Source organism: Paenibacillus sp. GSMTC-2017 (assembly GCF_016019935.1).
In the GTDB taxonomy this organism is placed as follows: domain Bacteria; phylum Bacillota; class Bacilli; order Paenibacillales; family Paenibacillaceae; genus Pristimantibacillus.
On sequence record NZ_JAECMT010000002.1, the window covers coordinates 1012001 to 1036491 of the forward strand.

Consider the following 24491-nt stretch of genomic DNA (forward strand, 5'->3'; position numbering starts at 1 on the left):
TTTGCACTCCTTTCTATGTAGCTTAAAGCATAACATTTTTCATGTAGTTATGGTATTCTATTAACGACTTTACATCACGGATACGAGAGGTTTACTACTATGAAATATCAATGGAAATTAGCACTATTTGCTGGATTGCAAGAACGGATTGGGAGTAATATCGTTCTTATCCCATCTGACAAAGATGAGCTCACTGTATCAGAATTGAAAACACTCATATCAACGCTTTATCCCGAGCAAGCAGCATTGCTTCATATCTCATTTATAGCTCGCAATCATGCTTACGCTACTGAAAATCAATTACTTCATATAAATGATGAATTAGCTATGTTACCGCCTGTGTCAGGTGGTGAAGATGAGGTTCATCATTCAACAATTGCCAATAATGATCAACGATATGAAATTACAGATAAAGTTATACATGCTGATGATGTATTAGCAAAAGTTATCATTAAGGAACACGGTGCTTCGCTAGCGTTTGTTGGTACTACACGGGAATGGACTGAGGGCGTTCAAACGGTGCATTTGGAATATGAAGCATATACCCCAATGGCGATTGCAATGATGCAACAGATTGGCGATGAAATAGCTGAACAATGGTCAGGTGCTTTATGCGCCATAAGTCATCGAATAGGTGTTGTTGATTTAGCTGAAACAAGCGTTATTATAGCCGTATCGGCTCCACACCGTGATGCTTGTTATGAAGCAAGTCGATATGCAATTGAGCGACTCAAGCAAATTGTACCTATTTGGAAGAAAGAAATCTGGTCAGATGGATCGGAATGGAAAGGCAGTCAGCACTGGAATCCAACAATGCCTTTAACCGAATAACCGAGGAGGATCGTTCTTATGGAACATTCAGAGGACAACCACGAGCAAACACAATCATTTTCAAGCTCTGAAGATTATTCCTCTTCAGCAAATCGATATTCAAGACAAATTCGCTATAAGCATATTGGAGATAAGGGCCAAGCTATGCTTGGACAAAGTCGTATTGCCATTGTAGGAATGGGCGCGCTTGGGTCTGTCATCGCTCAGCACTTAGTACGATCGGGCATCGGATATGTTCGAATTATCGATAGAGATATAGTCGAATGGAGCAACCTCCAACGACAGATGCTTTATTCAGAAGATGATGCTTCGCGACTTCTTCCAAAAGCGGAGGCAGCAGCAGCACATCTTCGAGCTATTAATAGCTCTGTCACTATTGATCCTATTTCAACTGATCTCTCTAGTCATAATGCGGAGACTTTATTAGCGGGAGTTGACCTTATTCTAGATGGCTCCGATAACTTCTCAGTACGTTACTTAATTAACGATTATAGTCTCAAGTATGCTGTGCCTTGGATTTATGGTGGGGCAGTAGGCGCCTCTGGTATGACGATGACCATTATTCCTAATGAAACGCCATGTTATCGATGTCTGTTCCCAGATCCTCCACCACCTGGTACAACTGACACATGCGATACAGCTGGAGTAATTTCGCCAATAATAGATATGATAGCATCCCTACAGGCTACAGAAGCACTCAAATTACTGTCCGGCAATCGTGAAGCATTACATCGTACATTGTTTCAAATAGACCTTTGGAACCATTCCTGGCTCCCTCTAAATGTATCTCACGCACACCGCAAAGACTGCCGTGCATGTGCTCAGCATCAATTTCAGTTTTTAGAGAGTGATAGCCATGAGCCTGCAGCCATTACACTTTGCGGAAGACAATCCGTTCATATTACACCTGGGGTATTAACCAAACTGAATTTAAGTCGGATTGCAGGGCAGTTTTCAAAAATTGGAAAAGTAAAACAAAATGCATATTTGCTGCAGTTGCAGCTTAATGACCAATTGGCAATTGTTTTATTCGGTGATGGAAGAGCGATTATTCAAGGGACCGAGGATTCGACAAAAGCAAGGTCGATTTATGCTGAATTATTAGGTATTTAGTATCATTTATCCATTCCTCATATTGCCATTAAGAGAATTGATTGCTACTATTAATGCTAATTGTACCTCGTATACCTTACATACGACCATTTAATGATAATAATTTCTAGAGGTGTCACTATGAGGATTCATGTAACGGATTTAATAGACGGTGATCAGTTAAGCGGCGACATCTTTAATCACTATGGATTGCACGTGCTTTCAAAAGGAACAAAATTATATACACATGAAATATCTCGTTTGCTTCAACATCAAATTGACTTTGTTGATATTGATGATCGTATTTCACAAGTGGATGAAACTGTTGGACGAACGCTTGAGTCAACCGTTACCCCTAAGTGGCTTCCTACCGTGCAGCCTATTTACGAAAACGCTGTCAAGAGTTTTGAAGGTTTTTTCGCGACTGCCTTAAATTCGGGTGCTATTGATAGCAATAAAGTACAAGATATCGTTCAACCACTTCTGAGCAATCTACAACTTGAACGTGACGTTGTATCCATGCTTTTACTCCTGAATACAGAAGATGATTACACCTACCAACATTCCGTACAAGTCGGCATGTTATCCTATTATTTAGCTACTTGGCTCGGTTATAGTCTGGCTGATGCTTCTATGATTGGTAAAGCAGGATTCCTACACGATATTGGAAAATGCAAAATTGACGAATCCATTCTAAATAAACCCGGTAAATTATCGGATGAAGAATTTGCAGAAGTTAAACGGCATACAGAATATGGACACGCTATACTAATGACATCCTTTAATGATCCGAAGCTAGCTGTTGGTGCACTTCAGCACCATGAACGTATGGATGGTAGTGGTTATCCCCACGGCCTTGTAGGTGACCAGATACATCCCATTTCCAAAATTATTGCAGTCGTTGATATTTATAGTGCTATGATTTCAGCGCGCGTTTACCAAAAAGAACGTGACTTATTATATGTACTAAAGGAGCTACATCGTTTAAGCTTCTCACAACTAGATCCAACTACTACACATACCTTTATTAAACATATGATACCTAATTTTATCGGTAAACGAGTGCAGTTAAACAATGATGAAATTGGATTAATCATTATGACACATCCAACTGAATTTTTCAGACCACTTGTTCAAATCGGTGAAGTTTTTATTGATCTTACTATCGAACGTGATTATGAGATTAAACACGTTTACTTATAATAAGAAATGCAAAAAAAAGCCCTGCTTACTGTGATATAAATCACTGCAAGCAGGGCTTTTCAATGTTATTATTACCCGATGGAACCTTCCATCTCGAACTTGATCAAACGGTTCATCTCTACCGCGTACTCCATTGGGAGTTCTTTCGTAAACGGTTCAATAAAGCCCATAACGATCATTTGAGTAGCTTCGTCTTCAGTTAGACCACGGCTCATTAGGTAGAACAGTTGATCTTCCGAAACTTTCGAAACTGTCGCTTCATGCTCAAGAGTAATGTTATCGTTGAAGATTTCATTATAAGGAATCGTATCTGAAGTCGATTCATTATCAAGAATTAGTGTATCGCATTTAATGTTAGCTTTTGCACCATCAGAGTTGCGTCCGAAGGAAGCTAGACCACGGTAAGTTACTTTACCGCCATGCTTACTAATTGATTTTGATACAATTGTGGAGCTTGTGTCTGGTGCAAGATGAGTCATCTTTGCGCCTGCATCTTGGTGCTGGCCTTTGCCGGCTACTGCAATTGACAATACCATACCTTTTGCACCGCGACCACGCAATACAACAGCTGGGTATTTCATTGTCAGTTTGGAACCGATGTTTCCATCGACCCAATCCATTGATGCATTCTCATCAGCAATTGCACGTTTTGTAACGAGATTATAGATGTTCGGAGCCCAGTTCTGAATCGTTGTATAACGTACACTGGAATCCTTTTTACAAAGAATCTCAACAACTGCGCTATGAAGCGAATTTGTGCTATAGATCGGAGCTGTACAGCCTTCAACATAGTGAACAGAGCTGCCTTCATCTGCAATGATCAACGTACGCTCGAACTGACCCATATTTTCCGAATTGATACGGAAATAAGCTTGAAGCGGAATTTCACATTTTACACCTTTAGGTACATAGATAAAGCTTCCGCCAGACCAAACCGCACTGTTCAGGGCAGCAAACTTGTTGTCATTCGGAGGAATGATTGTACCGAAATATTCTCTAAGCAGTTCAGGGTGTTCACGAAGTGCAGTGTCCGTATCTGTGAAGATAACGCCTTGCTTCTCCAAGTCCTCTGCCATGCTGTGATAAACGACCTCAGATTCATACTGAGCAGATACACCAGCTAGAAACTTTTGTTCCGCTTCTGGGATACCTAGTTTATCGAAAGTTTCCTTAATTTCTTGAGGAACCTCTTCCCACGTCTTACCTTGTTTCTCGGAAGGTTTAACATAATATTGAATTTCATTGAAATCCAAATCATCCATGTTACCGCCCCAAGTAGGCATTTCCATTTTGTAAAATTGCTCTAGAGATTTCAAACGGAATTCAAGCATCCATTCAGGCTCGTTTTTCATCTGGGAAATAGTACGAACGATTTCAGGCGTTAACCCTTTACCCGACTGGAAAATCGCTTTATGCTCGTCGCGGAAGCCATATTTATAATCTTCCATTTCCGGCATTGACTTTGCCATGGTTTTTCACTCCTTCAAAGTTTTGAGTAGCAAAACTTACTTCGTAAGCATTAGCTTAGTTTTGTGAAGCAAAACTTGCTTCGAAAGCATCTGCTTAAGTTCTGTGAAGCAAAACTTACCTCGTAAGCCTGTTATTGCTTCTCGTTTTCACTTTCGATCCCTTTGCGAAGTGCGTTCCAAGCTAATGTAGCGCACTTAATTCTTGCAGGGAATTTATTGACACCGGATAGAGCTTCAATATCTTCAAGTTCTTCAAACTCTACAGGCTCACCCTTCATCAGCGCCGAAAACTTTTCAGCCATATGAATTGCTGCTTCGAATGTTTGACCTTTTATTGCTTCTGTCATCATCGAAGCGGAGCTCATACTGATTGAACATCCTTCTCCCGTAAACTTTGCATCTACAACTTTGCCATCAATGACTTGAATCTGCAATGAAATACGGTCTCCGCAAGTCGGGTTGTTAAGATTGATCGTAACCGATTCTTCATTCAAAGTTCCACGGTTACGAGGATTTTTATAATGATCCATTATTACTCTACGATATAAATCATTCAATTCCATGACCGAAGAACTCCTTTGTTTGTATTAACGCATCGGCTAAACGATCAACGTCCTCTTCGGTATTATATAGATAAAAGCTTGCTCTAGCGGTTGCTGAAACATTCAGCCAACGCATCAAAGGTTGGCAACAATGATGACCTGCTCTTACTGCAATGCCCTTTGAATCTAGGACAGTCGCTACATCATGAGGATGAACATCACCCAAGTTGAAAGTTAGAAGCCCTACGCGATTTGTCTTCGGTCCGTAGATTTCAATTCCTTCAATTGTCGACAGCTTATCGTAAGCATATGCCGCTAGTTGTTTCTCATGACGATCGATTTCGTCCATACCAATACTCTCTAGGAAGTCAATCGCAGCTCCTAAGCCAACTGCACCAGCAATGATGGGAGTACCACCTTCGAATCGGTAAGGAATTTCTTTCCACGTGGATTCGTATAAATCTACGAAGTCTATCATTTCCCCACCAAATTCAATTGGTTCCATCTTGTTTAGCAATGCTTTTTTCCCGTAAAGAGCACCAATGCCAGTAGGTCCACACATTTTATGTCCTGATAGCGTATAAAAATCGACATCTAGATCGCGTACATCCACACGTTTGTGCGGTGTACTCTGCGCTCCATCGACAACCATAACTGCTCCATTACGATGAGCGATTCCCGTAATTTCTTTAATAGGATTAACGACTCCAAGCACGTTTGATACATAGGTCATGGAAACAACCTTTGTGTTAGGCGTAATTGTAGCTTCTGCATCCTCAATTGAAATTGAGCCATCCGGTTGCAACGGAATATATTTTAATGTAGCACCAGTCGCTTTTGCGACCTGTTGCCAAGGAATGAGATTACTATGATGTTCCATCGGCGTAATAACAATTTCATCACCTTCGCCGCATACAGCTCTAGCGTAGCTTGATGCAACTAAGTTTAATGCAGTTGTTGTACCTCTGGTAAAAATAATTTGCTCCGGCGCCCCTGCGTTCAAAAATGCGGCCACCTTTGCTCTAGCGCCTTCATAGGCGTCAGTTGCTCTGGAACCGAGCGTATGCACGCCACGGTGAACATTCGCATTATCAAGCTCATAGTACCGTTTGACCGCATCAATGACGGAACGCGGCTTCTGAGAAGACGCCGCGCTATCCAAGTAAACGAGCGGGTGCCCGTTTATCTCTTGATGCAATATCGGAAATTGCTCCCGTATCGCATTTATATTCATCCCTCAAGCTTCCTTTCGAGCAAACGCTGAAGCTGCTCGCGAACCGCTACGACCGGAATTTCCGATACAACGGGAGCCAAGAAACCGTGAATAATTAATCGTTCAGCGTCTTGCTTAGTTATACCACGTGATCTTAAGTAATACACTTGTTCAGGGTTTACTTGTCCTACGCTTGCAGCATGACCCGCTGTAACATCATCTTCATCAATAAGAAGAATTGGATTAGCGTCTCCGCGAGCTTTCGGGCTAAGCATAAGAACTTTTTCTGTTTGCACGCCGTTTGCTTTTGTAGCACCGTGTTCAATCTTCGTAATGCCGTTGATAATCGCTGAAGCAGAATCCTTCATAACAGCACGAGTTACCATGTTGCTGTCTGAGCTCTTGCCGAAATGAACCGCTTGTGTTGTAAGACTCATCTGTTGCGAGTTTTTGCCTACGCTGATTACTTTTGCATCAGAAGTAGAACCTTTCCCTAGCAATACCGATTTTGTGTCAGACAACGTGTTTCCATCATTCAGGTCTCCAATAATCCACTCGATACGTCCATCGTTTTCAATAATAGCACGACGAATCGTCATATCAACTCCAGCATCGCTCATAGAATGAACGGAACCGAAACGTACTAGAGCGCCTGGTTTAACGAATACTTCTACGATAGAAGGTTGAACGAATGGTCCCGCAATTGCCGTTTTGTCAGTTACAACGCAATCAACATAAGTAACGCGACTATTCGTATCAGCAACGATAACGATATGCGGTGCAAAAGTTGCTTCTGCATTGTCGTTATAAAGGATGGCTTGTAATGGAAGCTCAACTTCAACATTTTTCGGAACGTATACGAATACGCCACCATTCCAAATTGCTGCGTTTAGAGCAGTTAGCTTATCTTCATCCTTTTTAATCGCTTGGAACAAATATTGTTGTACGAGATCACCATGCTCCTTGCATGCTGTCTCCAAATCAGTGAATATAACGCCTTTATTCGATAGCTCAGCTGATAGCTGACTCCAAACTACTCCAGAATTGCGTTGGATTAATAAGTTTTCAGTACCTTCTGAAACTAATTCACGAACATTTTCTGGAAGCTCGTCTACTGAAGCAACTGCTACAGGAGTTTCATAGTTTCCTACTGCTGTAAGATTCCAACGTTCGATACGTACTTTCTCCGGCTTCGGCCAAGCGATTTCGCCTGCTAATTCAGCGGCTTCACCGCGAAGCGTTACGAGCCAATCTGGCTCGCCTTTGCTCCGAGCTAGCGCCTCTGCTGAGTTGCGATCAGTCGGAGTGGTTAGTTGTGTACTCATTCCATATGCCCCCTTCTCCGATTAAGCCTGGCCAACCGTTTCGTCTACGATTCCAAGTTCTTCTTTAACCCAATCGTAACCTTCATTCTCAAGACGCTGAGCAAGCTCAGGACCACCAGATTTAACGATGCGACCTTGCATCATAACGTGTACAAAATCTGGAGTTATATAATCAAGCAAACGCTGATAGTGAGTAATAATTAGGAATCCACGTTCCTCTGAACGCATAGCGTTAACACCGTTAGCAACGATACGAAGAGCATCGATATCAAGACCGGAATCGATCTCATCAAGTACAACGATTTTGGGATCAAGAAGCATCATTTGCAAAATTTCGTTACGTTTTTTCTCACCACCGGAGAAACCTTCATTCAAATAACGATGAGCAAACTCAGGGTTCATTTCTAGTTCTTTCATCTTGCCTTCCATTTGGCGGATGAATTTAATTAGAGAAATTTCGCTACCTTCTTCACGACGAGAGTTAATCGCACTGCGAAGGAAGTCGGAGTTAGTTACACCAGGAATTTCGCTTGGGTACTGCATTGCAAGAAATAGGCCTGCACGTGCTCTCTCGTCAACTTCCATCTCAAGCAAGTCTTCGCCGTCGATTGATGCAGATCCAGCAGTTACTTCATATTTAGGGTGACCCATTAGAGCAGAAGCAAGAGTACTCTTTCCAGTACCGTTAGGTCCCATAATGGCATGAATTTCTCCGCCTTTAATTTCAAGGTTAATTCCTTTTAAAATCTCTTTTCCTTCGATCTCAGCTTTCAAGCCGTCGATGACAAAATGTGTTGCCATATTATACTGATCCCTCCAAAGGTTGGTTTAATTCATAGATTCGTTGATTCTCATTGATTCTCAATAATCATTTTAATATAGTTTTAGTTATAAATCAATGTAGGATATGGTCTTAAGCCGTTTACTTACAGGCATTCCTTCCATTATTCCTCTAATGCTTGCTTAATTCGAACGATCTCCTCGGCAAGTTGTTCTTCAGACAAAACGGATGTCATTGCAGGCAAAGGTATCTCATCTTCCAGTCTTACCCAAGATTTGCATCCATTATAAGTATCTCTTATAGGAGTAAATACTGGCTCATCTAGTTTATATATTTTTAGTAGTAACAAATGCAGTGGTTTCTTCCGTTTCCATTTTAATCTTTCCTCCGCGAAGGTGTCTGTCCAAATATGTAAATGTCGCAATTTATCCAATGTTTCTTGATCGTTAATTTCAATATCCTGCACGACCTCAGCATATGCTTCGAGCTTTATTTCATTTTTATGAGCGGACCATTCTTTAATTGTATCATCGATTTCATCCCTGTAATCTTCTTTTAGCAGATGTTTCTTCTGATGCTCGTAAGCAGGCATCAAATAAAATCGATTACTCATTAATTCAAAATCTCTTGTTTCTTCTATTATGCCTCCTTTCCGCATAATAATTATTTGCTTGCCATCAAGCAACGCTTTTACAGAAACTGCCCATTCTTTTAGAGCGATAGCTTGTCTTACTTGTTGCTCACTCATTTGTCATCCTCCACCCTGATTTGGATATGTAATCCTTATCCATACATGCTGATTATTATATTTTGAAAAAAACTTGTCTCTAAGTCAACCATTAGCCTAAAGAAGGTATTCCATGGTGAAATAATATCTATTATACTATTAGGCATGGTGTCTGAACGATAACTATATTCGGAGGTGTACAAGCTTGTCTACGTATCATCCTTTAAACGAACGAGAAGCCATTGATATCGCGAGTACGTTAGAAGGATTCTTCCCTTCTGACGCTTCACTCTCATGCAGAGAAATAGGTGATGGCAACTTAAATCTCGTCTTTCATATTACGGATAGCATTAGCGGTAAAAGCCTCATTATGAAGCAAGCTTTGCCCTATGCAAAAGTGGTCGGCGAATCTTGGCCGCTTACGCTCGATCGAGCTCGTATTGAAAGCGAAAAGCTAATAATGGAAGGCGCGTTAGCACCTGGATTAGTGCCGACTGTGTATCATTATAATCCTGAGTTGTTTTTAACGATCATGGAAGATTTAAGTGATCATGTTATTATGCGTCAAGGATTAATGAACGGAACGAGATATCCTAAGTTTGCGGACGATATTTCTACTTTTATGGCTCGTACTTTATTTTTCACTTCTGATCTAGGAATGAATCAACAGGATAAGAAACTTCGTGTTAAAGCTTTTATCAATCCCGAATTGTGCAAAATAACGGAAGACCTTATTTTTGACGATCCCTATACGGATTCGACTAACAATAATATTCCAGCTGCCATCCGTGATGCAGCAGAAGCACTTTGGGTAGATCATAAGTTGCAACTAGAAGTAGCTATATTACGCGACAAGTTTTTGACGAATGCACAAGCTTTGCTTCATGGTGATCTTCATACTGGAAGCATCTTTGCTACACCTGAATCAACAAAAGTTATCGATCCTGAGTTTGCTTTCTACGGGCCTATGGGCTTCGACATCGGTGCTGTATTTGCAAACTTACTTCTGAATTACGTAAGCCAAGAACACTGGGAACAGGACGTTTACGCACGTGATGACTTCCGAAAATACTTACTGAATACAATTATAGATATCTGGAACCAATTTGATCATAAATTTAGAACACTTTGGAATTCCAGCAATGTAGACCGTCTAGCTTCTTCGACAGCAGGCTATCAAGATTATTATATGGAGCGCTTGTTGCAAGACACCATTGGTTTCACTGGAAGCAAGATGGTTCGTCGAATCGTGGGACTTGCACATGTAGCCGATATAGATCGTATTCCGAACGAAGTAGAGCGTGAACGCGCACAGCGAGTTGCATTGCAAATAGGAACTGCTCTTATCCAACATAATCGTAATGCCAAATCGATACAAGAGCTAATCGATATCGCAACTTCATCACTTAACAGCAAACCATACGCAGAGAGGAATTAACATCATGACTGAAAAATATGCAGGCTTGCAGTCCCTTATTTGGACTGGAGATAAGCTGGATCTACTAGATCAAAGGCTTCTACCAGAAGAAATCGTATACCTACCTTTAACGACTAGTGAAGGTGTTTGGGAAGCTATCCGCCACTTGAAAGTGCGCGGTGCTCCAGCAATTGGTATAGCTGCAGCATATGGGGTTGTTTTAGCTAGTCGTTCTGCTGCTTCAGTAGAAGAATGGATAGTAGCCGTACAAAAAGAAGCAGAATATCTGGCAACATCACGACCAACTGCCGTTAACCTATTTTGGGCTTTGGATCGTATGAAAGCAGCTGCTACTCGACTTGCAGAGCAACAATTGACAATCGAACAATGTATCGAATCATTAGAAATTGAAGCTATCGCAATTCAAAGTGAAGACGAAGAAACCAACCGTCTAATTGGTGAACATGCATTAACTTTATTCAAAAACGATATGGGTGTTCTAACGCACTGCAATGCAGGAGGTCTTGCTACAGCAAAGTATGGAACTGCATTAGCTCCGTTCTACCTTGCCAAGGAGCGTGGTATCGATATTCGTGTATTTGCTGATGAAACTCGTCCAGTTCTTCAAGGAGCGAGACTTACAGCATTTGAACTTCAGCAAGCCGGTGTTGATGTTACATTAATATGTGACAATATGGCAGGTATGGTAATGGCAAAAGGTTGGGTTGATGCGGTCATCGTTGGAACAGATCGTGTTGCAGCCAACGGTGATGTAGCAAACAAAATTGGTACGTATAGCGTAGCAGTGCTTGCTAAGGCACATGGCATTCCGTTTTATGTCGCTTGTCCACTTTCAACTATCGATCTTCAAACACCTACAGGTGCTGAAATTCCAATTGAAGAACGTAATGCTGAAGAGATTACTGAAGGCTTTGGCAAACGTACCGCACCACAGGGAGTTAAAGTATACAATCCTGCGTTTGATATAACGCCACATGAATATGTGACCGCGATTATTACTGAAAAAGGAATTATTGAGGCTCCTTTTGAAGAAAACCTAAAAAAGCTATTTCAAGCCTAAGTAAATGTTAGTAACAGCCCCGCGTAATTCTAGCTACATAGAAATATGTCGCTCAACATTACCGATTGGGGCTGTTTCTTTTTTAAAAGCTATAACATAATACGGAGTGCCTCCGACCCTTTCATCCCAACGACAATTCCAAGCGATTCTGCCTTATGTGTTACTGACTCAAGTGGAGCTTCCATTAATTCATCAAGCGTGCGTACGCCAACTGCGCGTCCAGCAATAATGTCTCTATCACGCAACCGCTCATTAAGCAGTGACACATCTAACGCTCCGCACATAATGTATCCTCGACCAGTCGAGATAGACAGAAGCGTCGTTTTGGGTAGCTTAACTTCAACTCCGAGAACGGTTTCACCACTATCCAATGTGTAAGGAACCATTCGCATCATTTCGCATCCACCTCCTTTGAACGAATTATTGAGGAGCCCTGCACTCCAAAACCAGTATATGCAAATTTTGTTGTGCAGTGTGGGTATTTGTATATATTGGAGCTACATAAAGGAATGTTTTAGTGTACTATAAAAGAAACATCAAATGAAGTGCGGGGGCAACAAAATGACCAAACATCAAGAAAGCAAAAAGCAATCCTCTTATATCTTTAATTTGGAGATTCTAATTGAAGACGAACATCATTCTATCGCTCTTGAGAGACTGATACATGAACTAAACAAAGCTAACTTTAACGATTTCCGAATTACTTCTGGAATAAAGTTAGGACAACTAATCGAGGAACGCCTAGCAGACGCACCCTTACAATCACCTATTCCAACTTCATTAGCAGCAGCGACTGGAACTATTGACGACTCCAACTTCGATGGAATAGAGCACGTTCGTTCATTTATGAAAAATAATACACTCATTCGATTAATCGTTAATAGAGGGCTTGGAATAAAGCTTAACATTCCTTGTCGAATCATTAATATCGACGAACAAGCAAGTCTTATTACTGTCTATCATGTTGATGAAAAACAAGTGTACACTTTCCGATTAAATGAAATTGAGGACTTCGTTAGTTAACTAGTTTTAAATAGACAATTGAACATAAAAAAGCGATAGGGCACCTAATCTGCACTATCGCTTTTTTCTATTTTGTACTTTTAACAAGCCTTTAGCATCTCTTCAATATTCTCGCTCGAAACAGGTGGGCTCCAGAAGTATCCTTGCATCTCATCGCAATTATGTTTTCTTAGAAATTCCATTTGTGCTTCCGTCTCAACACCTTCGGCAATTACTTGAATATTCAAGTTATGTGCCATTGCGATAATAGCTGCTACAATCTCCGCATCACTTGGATCTTGTTGAATATCACGAACGAATGAACGATCAATCTTAAGTCGATCGATCGGGAAGTTTTTCAAATAGTGGAATGAACTATATCCGGTACCGAAATCATCAACGCTAATACCTACACCTAAATCGGTAATCGCAAGTAAACATCTGGACACATGTCCAACGTCTATCGTCATTGATTCTGTAATTTCGAGATCCAAATATTTTGGTTCCAGGCCACTTTTTTCGAGTACTTCCGCGATTCTGCTTGCAAGATCATGTTGCAAAAACTGTCTTATAGACAAATTTACTGAAACTGGCATCGGAGTTAATCCTGCATTCTGCCATTCCTTATTTTGCCTGCATGCTTCTTGCAATACCCAATCCCCGATTTGTACAATCATTCCGCTTTCTTCAGCGAGTGGAATAAACGTACCTGGTGAAAGTAGTCCTCTAACAGGATGTTCCCATCTTACCAGCGCCTCCACACCAACCATACGTCCGCTAACAAGGTCATATTGGGGTTGATAATGAAGAACAAATTCGCTTCTTTGAATAGCTCTGTACATTTCGTGCTGAAGCTTGAGCCGTTCGAATGATGAATTACTCCAACTTTCGGAGTATAAGAGGCAATCATTTTTTCCACTTTCTTTTGCTTTAACTAAAGCCATATCTGCTTTCTTAAATAACGTATACCCATCGTCTTGCTCATTTAGATTCGTAACAAGACCGATGCTAGCAGTTATATGTAATGGAAAACCTTTAAGTTCATAAGGTTCTTCTATTGATTTCAAAATGTTTCGTGAATGTTCAAGCAGCTCTTCCTCGGATTGAATCGAGTTCAGAAGAAAAGCAAATTCATCGCCTTCCATCCTTGCAACAAAATCTTGTTCTGCGAGTCCCCTGTTCAATCTTTCGGCAACTTGCATTAGAAGCATATCACCAAACTCACGACCAAATGATGCATTTACGAGTTTAAAGCGATCCAAATCCAAGTAGCAAATTCCAACAAGTCGCTCTTCTTCCTTAGCCCTTAATAGGCTCTCTGTAAGCTTCATCTGGAATAAAGTACGATTCGGCAGACCAGTCATATCATCGTAATAGGCCATGTAACGAATTCTTTCTACGTTTCTTTTCCTATCACTAAGATCATGGCTTATCATTACCGTTCCAATTACTACATCATCCTGCAGCATCGGAGAACAGACAACCTGCAGTTCGAGTGGAAATCCGGATCGATGCGTAATATTAATATTACTTTGATTCGTTTCACCTACGAGTGCTTGTTCTAAAGACTCTTGTAACTGTGAACGACTTCCCGGATCAATCATTCGCATGATAGGCTCGCCAATTACTTCAGTTCGTTGATAACCTAACATACGACTTGATGCTTCGTTCATTTCAACAACTTTTCCATTACGATCTAAGATTGCAAGTGGAATTGCCTCTGATCGAAGCAATGTTTCAACGATTGCTGTGTGGTATTTGTTTAAAGTGCTTAATGGAGTATTCCGTAAATAAATGATGATTGCCGTTGCAAACAAGGAAACGGCTACTGCTAGTGAAGTCCATCTGAACATTGCATTTGATATCAATAGAAATGAAACAATAACCCATACAATAGCCAGTGCCGTCAGAACTAGGCTTGTTACCTTCGGTTCGTTCAATGAGAGCAAACCACGTTGCTGACGTGTTTTAGGCAAGCCTTCCATTCGTTTCGCCACACACAAACTTCCTTCCTCTAAGTCGAGTCAAGCGTTAGCTAGCTATATTATAAACGAATTAGACTATTTGGCATAGAAATATTTACTAAACTTTGACGAATGTGCGTTGAAAATTATCGAATTATGTCGAAATAGTTCGAAATAACCGTATTAATAGCTACTTTGTGCGGTTTTTAATTGCACCTGCTATTACAAAGCCCCATCCTATTAGCATGCATAGTCCACCAATAGGTGTAATCATACCTAACTTGGAATACCCTGTTAGTGACAATACATATAAACTACCACTAAAAATAATCGTTCCAGCTAAAATTAATTTCCCACCAATTTGAGCTCTTGGACTACCGTTAACCATTTTGTCCATAAGTGAAATTAGCATTAATCCTAAAGCACTGTACATATGGTATCGTACTCCTGTTTCAAACACCTCTAAATAATGCTCTGATATTTTTTCTTCCAAACCATGGGCTCCAAAAGCTCCAAGTGCAATTGCTAACGCTGCGTTAAATGCGCCAATGATAAAATATTTTGGAAACATTAGTTTTCATTCCTCTCATTATTGTGTATAATTTTCCCAAACCGTATGAAGGAGAGATTGTGTTAATGGACAACGATCGTAATCAACAAGAAGGTACAAATTATTCCTCAAATAGTGCAGGGTTTAATTCCTTTGCACCACTGCCTGGAAACGAAGCTCCTATCGTGAAAAAACATTCTGGGCTCGGTATTGCATCATTTATTTTGGCATTGCTATCAATAGTATGTTATATTGCCAGCGTTGCTTTAATTGGCTCAAGCAGTTCAGAGATTATTAATGGGGGCTTAAATTACCAAACAGAACAAGAAGTGTTGGATAGTGAACTGTTCCCTATGCTAGCTGGAGCAGGATTAGCCATCATCGCTGCAATTGGACTTGGTTTTATTGGTCTTATTCTAGGTATCATTGGCGCATGTATGAAAAACCGCAAAAAATTGTTTAGTGTTCTTGGTATCGTTTTAAATGTCGTTTTCCCAGTAATTATTCTCGTTCTTTTACTTCTCGGAGCAGCAGCAACTGTCTAAACAACTGAGTATCTCTTAACACTACATACTTTTCAGCCTGCTTCGTCCGCTATATGCGAACGCAAGCAGGCTTTTTAATATCAAAACTATTTTAATATAAACTTGGTACGACTAAAGCCTTCCTTCGTCTTGCTTACATCTAAACATGCAGGAAACGCTTCTTTGAGCTCACCTACATGTGATATAACGCCAATCATCCTGCCAGCTCGCTCTAAATCAACTAATGCTGATATTGCCTTATGCAACGATTCCTCATCCAGCGAACCAAACCCTTCGTCAATCAACATCATTTCAATCGATACACCGCCTTGATGTGATTGAATTACATCGGTCATTCCAAGTGCTAAACATAGAGAAGCATTAAACTTTTCTCCACCTGACAACGACTTAACGTCACGATTTTGTCCTGTATAGGAATCATATACATCGAGTCCTAAGCCACTTTGTTTTCCTCTAGACTCTAGCCTATCACTTCGCTGCAATTGATATTGACCGTTCGACAGTTCGTGAAGACGGATGTTGGCCATCGTTAAAATTTGCTCCAAATATTCAATTAAAATATATCGCTCGAAAGAAATTTTAAGCGCATTATCGCCTTTTAACATTCCGTAGATGTCCATAACCTGTTCGAGTTTTGCTTCGATTTCAATAATCTGAGAACCTGCATGTTGAATTGAAGCTTTAAGTCTCTTAGCTTCTTGTCCGTTACGATGTGAATTATGCTCTAAAGTAATCGCTTGTTCATGTGATTGTCTTAATCCAGTTAACTGTTGTACAAGATCAATCGTATCGATACGATCTTTTCCTTCAAGCTCTTGTTCTAATATCGTAATTCCTTCAGCTATTGCTGAAGTAGAAGCATAATATTTCTGGATCTCATCTTTTAAAACATGGATTCTTTCCTCACTTAATATAGCTGCTCTATACTCTTCAACGTTAGAAAACCCTGCTTTTCCCAGCTCATCCATCAAGCGTGCCGAAGTATTTGAAACCATAATTGAAGTTTCTTCTACTTGTACATTTGCTTGCTCTACGTAAGCTTTACTTTCCGCAAGTTTAGTCGTTGTTTGTTGTAGACGCTCTTGAGACGATTTCCACATCTTTTCGAACTCATTAAAGAGATTTTGCTGCACATTCAATTTACGTTTTAGTGATTCTGGAGTTCGTAATTCATCTGGAATCCGGTCTAACTCTTTTTGTAAATTAGCTTGTCCAACAGTCCGTTCCAAAATTAGATTTTGTTGATTCGTTCGAGCTATATCACGGTTTTGTTCAAGCGCTTCAAGCTCCTTTTCGAATTGCTGAAGCTGAAGCTTTAAATCGTTAAGCTGTTTGGTATTCTGCAGAAGAATATCTGTTTCACTCTTAAGCTCTCTCCATTGTTGACGCAATTGAACTTGTCGTTTATGGAGCTCTTCCATCTGATCAAGTGATGATCCATCAAGCCTTATCGAAACACCTTCATCCTCTAACTCAATCATACAAACATTTTTAGCAGAAACTGCTGCCGCTGCTTCCGCTTTCACTCCCATTAGTTCTCTCTCGACTGTCGCTAATGTCATTTTAGATTGTTGAAGACGTTCCCTTGAAGGAAGTTCTTCGCCTGATGTAGCTTTAGACGGGTGGGCTTTACTTCCACATACAGGACATGGTTTACCATCGTGAAGATGTAGCGCAAGGAGACTTGCTTGTCCTTCGATCCAACTCTGTTCCAGTTTTTCATGCTGCGCTTTTGCTTCTGCAAGAGATGCAAGACCTTCCTTTTCCATATTCGTGTATTTTGTCATTTCTTCAGAAAGATCAATTAACCGTTTTATTTGTTTTCCTTGTTGTTCTACCTTGCGCAACTGCTCTATTCGCTCCGGTAAGATGGTCGAGGTAGCTTCTATCGTTCTAATTGATGATTGAAGTTCACTTTTATGCTCTTTATTATTATTTATTTGAAGCTCAAACGATGCAAGCTGCTCAGTTGCAATCCGTTCCTCTTGAGTTAGTTTTTCAACAGCTTGAAGTTGTGCAGAAAGTGCAGAAACAATTGGTTCAAGCTCCTTCAATCGATGTAATTCTCTCTCTGCTTCACGTCGCACATTTTCTTTACTTGATTCAATATTATGCTTATCCAATGCCTCTTCATATTGATTGGATGCTAATTCCCATTCACTTTTTTTCACATCCGCGAAATGACGTTTTGCTTTATTATTTTGTTCTGCTAGTTTTGCATGTTCTTCATAAGGGGTCAAAGTTGCTGCTTTTATAGCAAGAGCAAGCGACTTTTCTTGTTCAACAATTATCGGTTCTTGCTCTTTGTATTTCACTCTCTGAGCATGCTTTGCCACAAGCTCATCATGACGTATATTTATTGCTTGAGCATCACGTATTTTTACTTGTAGTAGATCAAGTTCATTCGCTAATGTATCTTTCGCCTTAGCTGCTGATTCAGCTTGTTCTTCATAATAACGTGCTTCGGAACTAAGAGCTTCTACAATTTGCAACACACTAAATACTTCTTGATTTAAAGTAGCAGCAAACATGCTCTCTTCCCGCTTTGGTAATGCTTCTTCCGCTTGTCTCATAATTGCGGAAGAACTTGCTCTTGCTTCCTTTAGTTGTTCTTGCATTTTCTTATGTTGCGTATAAAAACGATTTTCCAGCTTCTCAAAAAGTTCTGTTCGAAATATTCGTCGTAATATATCTTCCTTATTGTCAGTATCTGACGTAAGTAACTTACGGAATTCACCCTGAGGGAGCATAACAATTTGACTAAATTGCTCTTTTGTGAGTGAAATAATCGATAATAACTTAGCATTTACTTCAGTTGTAATAAATCGATCCACTGCAGGTGTTTCCACACCATCAATCGTCTCATACAACTCCGTTTTTTCTCCCGTCTCGCTACGATTAGCTCCTTTACGATGTTTCATTTGACGAAACACTCTATAGATCTTACTTCCAACTGCAAACACTAATTCTACAGCGGTATGTGAATCTTCGTCAGCAAAATGACTGCGCAGCATCCTAGTATCTGCACGATCCTCACCACTTGCTGTTCCGTAAATAGCAAAACAGATCGCATCAAAAATTGTTGTTTTACCAGCACCTGTATTCCCTGAGATAACGAATAGTCTATGGTTTCCAAGCTCAGTGAAATCAATCGTCTCAGCATCCCGATAAGGCCCAAATGCTGTCATAGTTAATCGTAAAGGTCTCATTGATTTCCACCTTCCTCACGAAGCAAAGCAACATATTGTTCTGTAAATAACACCTTTTTCTCTTCTGAAAGTGTTGTTCCCTTCACTTCTTGATAGAACGCTTCAAACAATTGCACTGGGTTAGCTTCACTTCTTCGTTGTACTGGTCCATCTCCATTTTCAGCATCCGAACCTACCTTGATTTGTTTAGAAACTTCCCGTCTATCCACATGCATCGCATTTGGATAAACAGCACGAACCTTCTCCATTGGAAACAGCACAGGATGATCGCTAAGCAAGGTTACAAATACATAGTCTTCATTGATTGGATGCTTTTCTAGCTCTTCCAAAGTAGCTTCTAACCGCCTCATATCACGAAGTGGTGTAAGTTCTCTTTTTTCAACTGATATTTTCCCCACGCTGTCCATTTCAACGATGTAAAACCCTTTAACATGATTTTCCTCAGAAACGGAATATTTTAATGGTGATCCTGCATAACGAATTGTATCATTGAGCACAAAATGAGCCTGATGAAGATGACCCAAAGCGGTATAGTGAAAACGTTTAAAGTGTGCAGCGCTGACATGTTCAGCTCCACCAATAGCTAGAGGACGTTCGGATTCACTTGTATTTACCCGAGCTTCTCCAGATGGTGTAATGAAAGCATGTCCAACTAGCACATGTCTAGCTTTTGGATCTAAGTCCACCTCTATTCGATCTATTACAGCCTTCATAGCATCTTCATGTGTCCGTATGTTCTCATCACCAAGTGTATGACGAATTTGCGCCGGGTCGGCATAAGGAACGAGATGAAAGTGAACTTCGCCATAACCATCACTAATGACGATAGGTTTTAAATCCGAACGAAGACCACCAGCTAAATACAGACCCCGACTCTCCATCATTTTGGTACCAAAGTTTATTCGATCTGGACTATCATGGTTGCCCGCAATTGCTAACACCGGTGTTTCAAGTTCCACTACTATTCGTTCAAGCACCTCATCAAGCAGATCAACCGCCTCTGTAGGAGGTATAGCTCTATCATATAGATCACCTGCAATAATAACTGCATCTGGTTTTTCTAATTGAATGGCTTCTATAAATTGCTCTAATATATATCGCTGGTCTTCAGTCATGTATACACCTTGAACCAGTTTTCCTAAATGCCAATCGGCCGTATGAAATAGTTTCATCCTTACACTTCCTCTCCTACAGCATTGTTTACCTGCAGACCTCCTATTATATTAACATTGCTCCATATCGGTCGCTAGACCACGAATAAATTACATAGTTAAATTAGTGGTCTTAAAGCTTAGATTACTAGATTAGGTCTAATTTCGTTCACATAACCGCTCCGTAATTGAATATATTGAATAACAATAACGTATTAAGCAAGGAGGTGCTCCGAAATGAGTACATCGGATAAAGACATGTTCATTGTTTCACGAGAAGACTGGTCGCTGCATCGTAAAGGGTATCAGGATCAAGCCCGTCATCAACAGAAAGTACGGGAAGCGATAAAACAAAACTTGCCAGATCTTGTCTCCGAAGAAAGCATAGTCATGTCTGACGGAAAACAAATCATTAAAGTGCCGATTCGGAGCCTAGATGAATTTCGTTTTGTTTATAATTACAATAAAAACAAACATGTTGGTCAAGGTGATGGAGATAGTCAGGTTGGTGACGTACTTGGTGTTGATCCTCAAGCCAAAAAAGGAGGCAAGGGAGAAGGTGCAGGTGAACATCCTGGGGAGGATGTCATCGAAGCCGAGGTAACGTTAGCAGAGCTAGAAACGATGTTATTCGAAGAACTTGAACTTCCTTTCTTAAAGCAGAAAGATAAGGATCAATTAGAAACGAAGGAAATTCGCTTCAATGACATTCGAAAAAAAGGCATCATGTCCAACATCGATAAAAAACGAACGATTATTGAAAATATAAGAAGAAATGCAACTTCCGGCCAACCAGGTATTCATGGCATTAGCCCGGATGATCTTAGATACAAAACGTGGGAAGAAATTATTAAACCGCAATCAAATGCGGTTATTATTGCAATGATGGATACTTCAGGATCGATGGGCTCCTTCGAAAAATATGTGGCTCGCAGCTTCTTTTTTTGGATGACACGTTTCTTACGCCATCAATATGAAAAGGTTGAGATCGTCTTTATTGCTCATCATACAGAGGCCAAGGAAGTAACAGAGGAAGAGTTTTTTACCCGCGGTGAAAGCGGTGGAACTATCTGTTCCTCAGCTTATATGAAGGCGCTTGAAATTATAGATAGTCGGTATAATCCAACGCTCTACAACATTTACCCATTCCACTTCTCCGATGGTGACAACTTAACAAGTGACAATGAACGTTGTGTCAAATTAATTGGTGAACTGCTAAAGCGTTCAAATCTGTTCGGATACGGTGAAGTTAATCAATATAATCGATCCAGCACACTCATGTCAGCCTACAAGCATATTAACATGCAGCATTTTATGTATTATGTAATTAAAGAAAAGGGCGAAGTTTACAACGCTTTGAAATCCTTTTTCCGCAAGCGTGAAGAAATTCCAGGGTAATTTTGCAAGCTCCCCTTATGTTGAACAGGAAACAGAGCAGGCCAGCGCTCTTACGTGGCCTGTTTCTCTCTGCAATGTATTCCTTGATCATCTAGGTAATATATATAGGGGTAATTGTTCGTTATCCCCCGTTAGCTCATTCAAACTTCTGAACTCATAACCTTGTTTTCTTGCTTCATCAATGATACTTCCGAGTGCTTCAGCATTATCTTTTGAGACAGAATGCAGCAATAATATTGCTCCTGGGTGCAATTGTTTGGTTACCTGCTGAAATGCATATTGAGCACCCTTTTGTGCATTCACATCCCAGTCTTTGTAGGCAATCGACCAGAAAACATTGGTATACCCCGATTGTTTGCTTACTGCAAGTACCCTTTCATTAAAGATACCTCTAGGGGGTCTTAAATAATTCATTTCCTCTTGTCCTGTCACAAGACGTACTTGTTCTTTCACTTTATCAAGTTCCGTCTTAATACCGTCTATGGATAGCTGCGTCATATCCGGATGACTCCACGAATGATTCCCAATAATATGTCCCTCTGTTACCATTCGTTTCATCAGTTCAGGTTCTTCCTTAATATAGTGACCTGTAACAAAAAAGGTAGCAGGCACTTTCTTTTCGTTCAAAACATCAAGAATGCCACTCGTTAGCCCATTCTCATATCCGTTATCAAAGGTCAGAAAAAGATCCTTCCTCGTCGTCTCGCCTAAAAAAAGCGCACCATGTTTCGTAATAATCGGTTTAAAACCTTCTTCATCAATTGACGGTAAATTTCCATTTACACTTTTTTTGAATCCAAAATGAAATGCACCTGGATCTGCCTGGACGAGGTTACTGCCGAACGTAAGCGTTACTGCAATTGCCAAGCCTAATATCACGGCCAACTTAGGTTTTATTACTTGCAAATGTTCACTCCTCTCTAGCTGTCAGTCATACTTGCTTCGCATACTTATTGTTTCCAGAGCCTGTTCAAAACATGCTACAAACTCTTATTACGTACAAATAACGCACAAAAAAACCATTGCAGTTACAGTGATCGTTCACTATAAAACAATGGTTATATATTTCTATTAAATAATCTGATAGAAAATGGTCGGGATGACACGATTTGAACATGCGACCCCCTGGTCCCAAACCAGGTGCTCTACCAAGCTGAGCTACATCCCGAAACTTTTTGGAGCGGAAGACGGGAATCGAACCCGCGACCCTCGCCTTGGCAAGGCGATGCTCTACCGCTGAGCCACTTCCGCAAAAAAAAAGATGGTGCCGTCGAGAGGACTTGAACCCCCAACCTACTGATTACAAGTCAGTTGCTCTACCAGTTGAGCTACAACGGCACATTAATGACGATTATTACTATAATCGTATTTGGTTGCGGGGGCAGGATTTGAACCTGCGGCCTTCGGGTTATGAGCCCGACGAGCTACCGGGCTGCTCCACCCCGCGTCGTTTTTAAAAATTGGTGACCCGTAGGGGACTCGAACCCCTGTTACCTCCGTGAAAGGGAGGTGTCTTAACCACTTGACCAACGGGCCGTACTTAATTGAAAAATAAAGAGAACGGAGAGAGAGGGATTCGAACCCTCGCACCACTTACGCAGTCTAACCCCTTAGCAGAGGGTCCCCTTGAGCCACTTGGGTATCTCTCCATGCTTGGCTCCCCGAACAGGACTCGAACCTGTGACAACTCGATTAACAGTCGAGTGCTCTACCAACTGAGCTATCAGGGAATATGTTTCAGTGCTTGCGCCCTGAAAACTGGATACGAAAGATTGCTAGAATGTCTTTAGCTGTTTGCTTATAAGTTGTATGGCCTATATAAGCGTATTAGGATAAGCCCTCGACCGATTAGTATTCGTCAGCTCCGTACATTACTGCACTTCCACCCCGAACCTATCAACCTCGTCGTCTTCAAGGGGTCTTACATACTGGGAAATCTCATCTTGAGGGGGGCTTCACGCTTAGATGCTTTCAGCGCTTATCCCGTCCGTACTTGGCTACCCAGCGGTGCTCCTGGCGGAACAACTGGTACACCAGCGGTACGTCCATCCCGGTCCTCTCGTACTAAGGACAGCTCCTCTCAAATTTCCTACGCCCGCGACAGATAGGGACCGAACTGTCTCACGACGTTCTGAACCCAGCTCGCGTACCGCTTTAATGGGCGAACAGCCCAACCCTTGGGACCTACTTCAGCCCCAGGATGCGATGAGCCGACATCGAGGTGCCAAACCTCCCCGTCGATGTGGACTCTTGGGGGAGATAAGCCTGTTATCCCCAGGGTAGCTTTTATCCGTTGAGCGATGGCCCTTCCATTCGGTACCACCGGATCACTAAGCCCGACTTTCGTCCCTGCTCGACTTGTAGGTCTCGCAGTCAAGCTCCCTTATGCCTTTGCACTCTTCGAATGATTTCCAACCATTCTGAGGGAACCTTTGGGCGCCTCCGTTACATTTTAGGAGGCGACCGCCCCAGTCAAACTGCCCGCCTGACACGGTCCCTCTACCGGTTTCACGGTAGTAGGTTAGAACTCCGATACGATCAGGGTGGTATCCCAACGTCGCCTCCACACAAGCTGGCGCTCATGCTTCAAAGGCTCCCACCTATCCTGTACAGATCGTACCAAAGTCCAATATCAAGCTGCAGTAAAGCTCCATGGGGTCTTTCCGTCTTGTCGCGGGTAACCTGCATCTTCACAGGTATTAAAATTTCACCGGATCTCTCGTTGAGACAGCGCCCAAGTCGTTACGCCATTCGTGCGGGTCAGAATTTACCTGACAAGGAATTTCGCTACCTTAGGACCGTTATAGTTACGGCCGCCGTTTACTGGGGCTTCGGTTCACAGCTTCGGATTGCTCCTAACCGCTCCCCTTAACCTTCCAGCACCGGGCAGGCGTCAGCCCGTATACTTCGCCTTACGGCTTCGCACAGACCTGTGTTTTTGCTAAACAGTCGCTTGGGCCTTTTCACTGCGGCCCCCTCGGGCTATTAACC

The 24491-nt window shown here is 41.3% G+C and carries 20 protein-coding genes, 7 tRNA genes and 1 rRNA gene; 8 read left to right on the top strand and 20 right to left on the bottom strand.

All coding sequences use genetic code 11. The features are described from left to right. Positions 1 to 99: 99 nt before the first annotated feature. The 3 genes from I6N90_RS12025 (at position 100) to I6N90_RS12035 (ending at position 3126) form a co-directional block, all read left to right on the top strand. Complete coding sequence (locus I6N90_RS12025) at positions 100 to 831, top strand: molybdenum cofactor biosynthesis protein (protein WP_197935729.1); 732 nt, start codon at positions 100 to 102, stop codon at positions 829 to 831. An 18-nt stretch (positions 832 to 849) separates the two neighbouring features. Further along, positions 850 to 1944, top strand: coding sequence for a ThiF family adenylyltransferase (locus tag I6N90_RS12030; protein WP_197935730.1), 1095 nt, complete (start codon positions 850 to 852; stop codon positions 1942 to 1944). Between the two features lie 120 nt (positions 1945 to 2064). Beyond that, positions 2065 to 3126 (top strand): HD-GYP domain-containing protein, encoded by a 1062-nt coding sequence (locus I6N90_RS12035; protein ID WP_197935731.1) that lies wholly within the window; start codon positions 2065 to 2067, stop codon positions 3124 to 3126. Between the two features lie 71 nt (positions 3127 to 3197). Here I6N90_RS12035 and sufB read toward each other — a convergent pair whose 3' ends face one another. From sufB to I6N90_RS12065, 6 genes are all read right to left on the bottom strand, one after another. Further along, the gene (sufB, locus tag I6N90_RS12040; protein WP_197935732.1) at positions 3198 to 4595 is read right to left on the bottom strand and encodes a Fe-S cluster assembly protein SufB; all 1398 of its coding nucleotides are present in this window, start codon (positions 4593 to 4595) and stop codon (positions 3198 to 3200) included. Between the two features lie 131 nt (positions 4596 to 4726). Continuing rightward, positions 4727 to 5158 carry a Fe-S cluster assembly sulfur transfer protein SufU gene (sufU, locus tag I6N90_RS12045; protein ID WP_197935733.1) on the bottom strand — a complete coding sequence of 144 codons (432 nt, stop codon included), beginning with the start codon at positions 5156 to 5158 and terminating at the stop codon, positions 4727 to 4729. Next, on the bottom strand, positions 5145 to 6371 hold the full coding sequence (locus I6N90_RS12050) for a cysteine desulfurase (RefSeq protein ID WP_197935734.1): 1227 nt from the start codon (positions 6369 to 6371) through the stop codon (positions 5145 to 5147). The genes sufU and I6N90_RS12050 overlap by 14 nt, the downstream gene beginning before the upstream one ends. Continuing rightward, positions 6368 to 7675, bottom strand: a complete 1308-nt coding sequence (gene sufD, locus I6N90_RS12055; RefSeq protein ID WP_197935735.1) for a Fe-S cluster assembly protein SufD — start codon at positions 7673 to 7675, stop codon at positions 6368 to 6370. Before sufD ends, I6N90_RS12050 begins: the two co-directional genes overlap by 4 nt. A gap of 21 nt (positions 7676 to 7696) precedes the next feature. Then, positions 7697 to 8476: a Fe-S cluster assembly ATPase SufC gene (gene sufC, locus I6N90_RS12060; protein ID WP_197935736.1), complete on the bottom strand. Its 780-nt coding sequence runs from the start codon at positions 8474 to 8476 to the stop codon at positions 7697 to 7699. 143 nt (positions 8477 to 8619) lie between these two features. Next, positions 8620 to 9204: a DUF1802 family protein gene (locus tag I6N90_RS12065; protein ID WP_197935737.1), complete on the bottom strand. Its 585-nt coding sequence runs from the start codon at positions 9202 to 9204 to the stop codon at positions 8620 to 8622. 184 nt (positions 9205 to 9388) lie between these two features. Here I6N90_RS12065 and mtnK point away from each other — a divergent pair, with 184 nt between their 5' ends. Together mtnK and mtnA are read left to right on the top strand one after the other, a co-directional pair. Next, positions 9389 to 10621 (top strand): S-methyl-5-thioribose kinase, encoded by a 1233-nt coding sequence (gene mtnK / locus I6N90_RS12070; RefSeq protein ID WP_197935738.1) that lies wholly within the window; start codon positions 9389 to 9391, stop codon positions 10619 to 10621. 4 nt (positions 10622 to 10625) lie between these two features. Then, positions 10626 to 11681, top strand: a complete 1056-nt coding sequence (gene mtnA, locus I6N90_RS12075) for an S-methyl-5-thioribose-1-phosphate isomerase (protein WP_197935740.1) — start codon at positions 10626 to 10628, stop codon at positions 11679 to 11681. Positions 11682 to 11770: 89 nt separating this feature from the next. Here mtnA and I6N90_RS12080 read toward each other — a convergent pair whose 3' ends face one another. After that, positions 11771 to 12076: a YunC family protein gene (locus I6N90_RS12080; protein ID WP_197935741.1), complete on the bottom strand. Its 306-nt coding sequence runs from the start codon at positions 12074 to 12076 to the stop codon at positions 11771 to 11773. Positions 12077 to 12242: 166 nt separating this feature from the next. Between I6N90_RS12080 and I6N90_RS12085 the strand changes: the two genes are divergently transcribed. Next, a complete protein-coding gene (locus I6N90_RS12085) occupies positions 12243 to 12704 on the top strand; it encodes a hypothetical protein (protein ID WP_197935743.1) in 462 nt (153 codons plus the stop codon). An 80-nt stretch (positions 12705 to 12784) separates the two neighbouring features. Here I6N90_RS12085 and I6N90_RS12090 read toward each other — a convergent pair whose 3' ends face one another. Continuing rightward, positions 12785 to 14680: a putative bifunctional diguanylate cyclase/phosphodiesterase gene (locus I6N90_RS12090; RefSeq protein ID WP_332262444.1), complete on the bottom strand. Its 1896-nt coding sequence runs from the start codon at positions 14678 to 14680 to the stop codon at positions 12785 to 12787. Positions 14681 to 14837: 157 nt separating this feature from the next. Then, complete coding sequence (locus I6N90_RS12095) at positions 14838 to 15218, bottom strand: DUF423 domain-containing protein (RefSeq protein ID WP_197935745.1); 381 nt, start codon at positions 15216 to 15218, stop codon at positions 14838 to 14840. A gap of 65 nt (positions 15219 to 15283) precedes the next feature. Between I6N90_RS12095 and I6N90_RS12100 the strand changes: the two genes are divergently transcribed. Next, a complete protein-coding gene (locus I6N90_RS12100) occupies positions 15284 to 15742 on the top strand; it encodes a hypothetical protein (protein ID WP_197935746.1) in 459 nt (152 codons plus the stop codon). A gap of 86 nt (positions 15743 to 15828) precedes the next feature. Here I6N90_RS12100 and I6N90_RS12105 read toward each other — a convergent pair whose 3' ends face one another. Next, positions 15829 to 18951 (bottom strand): AAA family ATPase, encoded by a 3123-nt coding sequence (locus I6N90_RS12105; protein ID WP_197935748.1) that lies wholly within the window; start codon positions 18949 to 18951, stop codon positions 15829 to 15831. After that, positions 18948 to 20123, bottom strand: coding sequence for an exonuclease SbcCD subunit D (locus I6N90_RS12110; protein ID WP_197935749.1), 1176 nt, complete (start codon positions 20121 to 20123; stop codon positions 18948 to 18950). Before I6N90_RS12110 ends, I6N90_RS12105 begins: the two co-directional genes overlap by 4 nt. Before the next feature lie 216 nt (positions 20124 to 20339). Here I6N90_RS12110 and yhbH point away from each other — a divergent pair, with 216 nt between their 5' ends. Next, on the top strand, positions 20340 to 21500 hold the full coding sequence (gene yhbH / locus I6N90_RS12115; protein ID WP_197935751.1) for a sporulation protein YhbH: 1161 nt from the start codon (positions 20340 to 20342) through the stop codon (positions 21498 to 21500). Between the two features lie 87 nt (positions 21501 to 21587). Here yhbH and pdaA read toward each other — a convergent pair whose 3' ends face one another. The 9 genes from pdaA to I6N90_RS12160 form a co-directional block, all read right to left on the bottom strand. Beyond that, positions 21588 to 22367 (bottom strand): delta-lactam-biosynthetic de-N-acetylase, encoded by a 780-nt coding sequence (gene pdaA / locus I6N90_RS12120; protein ID WP_232242955.1) that lies wholly within the window; start codon positions 22365 to 22367, stop codon positions 21588 to 21590. A gap of 224 nt (positions 22368 to 22591) precedes the next feature. Further along, positions 22592 to 22668, bottom strand: a tRNA-Pro gene (locus tag I6N90_RS12125). An 8-nt stretch (positions 22669 to 22676) separates the two neighbouring features. Further along, positions 22677 to 22751, bottom strand: a tRNA-Gly gene (locus I6N90_RS12130). A gap of 11 nt (positions 22752 to 22762) precedes the next feature. Continuing rightward, positions 22763 to 22838 (bottom strand) — tRNA-Thr (locus I6N90_RS12135). Between the two features lie 32 nt (positions 22839 to 22870). Continuing rightward, positions 22871 to 22947: transfer RNA gene (locus I6N90_RS12140), tRNA-Met, on the bottom strand. A gap of 14 nt (positions 22948 to 22961) precedes the next feature. Then, positions 22962 to 23036, bottom strand: a tRNA-Glu gene (locus I6N90_RS12145). A 25-nt stretch (positions 23037 to 23061) separates the two neighbouring features. Further along, a tRNA-Ser gene (locus tag I6N90_RS12150) sits at positions 23062 to 23149 on the bottom strand. Positions 23150 to 23154: 5 nt separating this feature from the next. Continuing rightward, a tRNA-Asn gene (locus tag I6N90_RS12155) sits at positions 23155 to 23230 on the bottom strand. 98 nt (positions 23231 to 23328) lie between these two features. Next, a 23S ribosomal RNA gene (locus tag I6N90_RS12160) occupies positions 23329 to 24491 on the bottom strand; the annotation flags it as partial.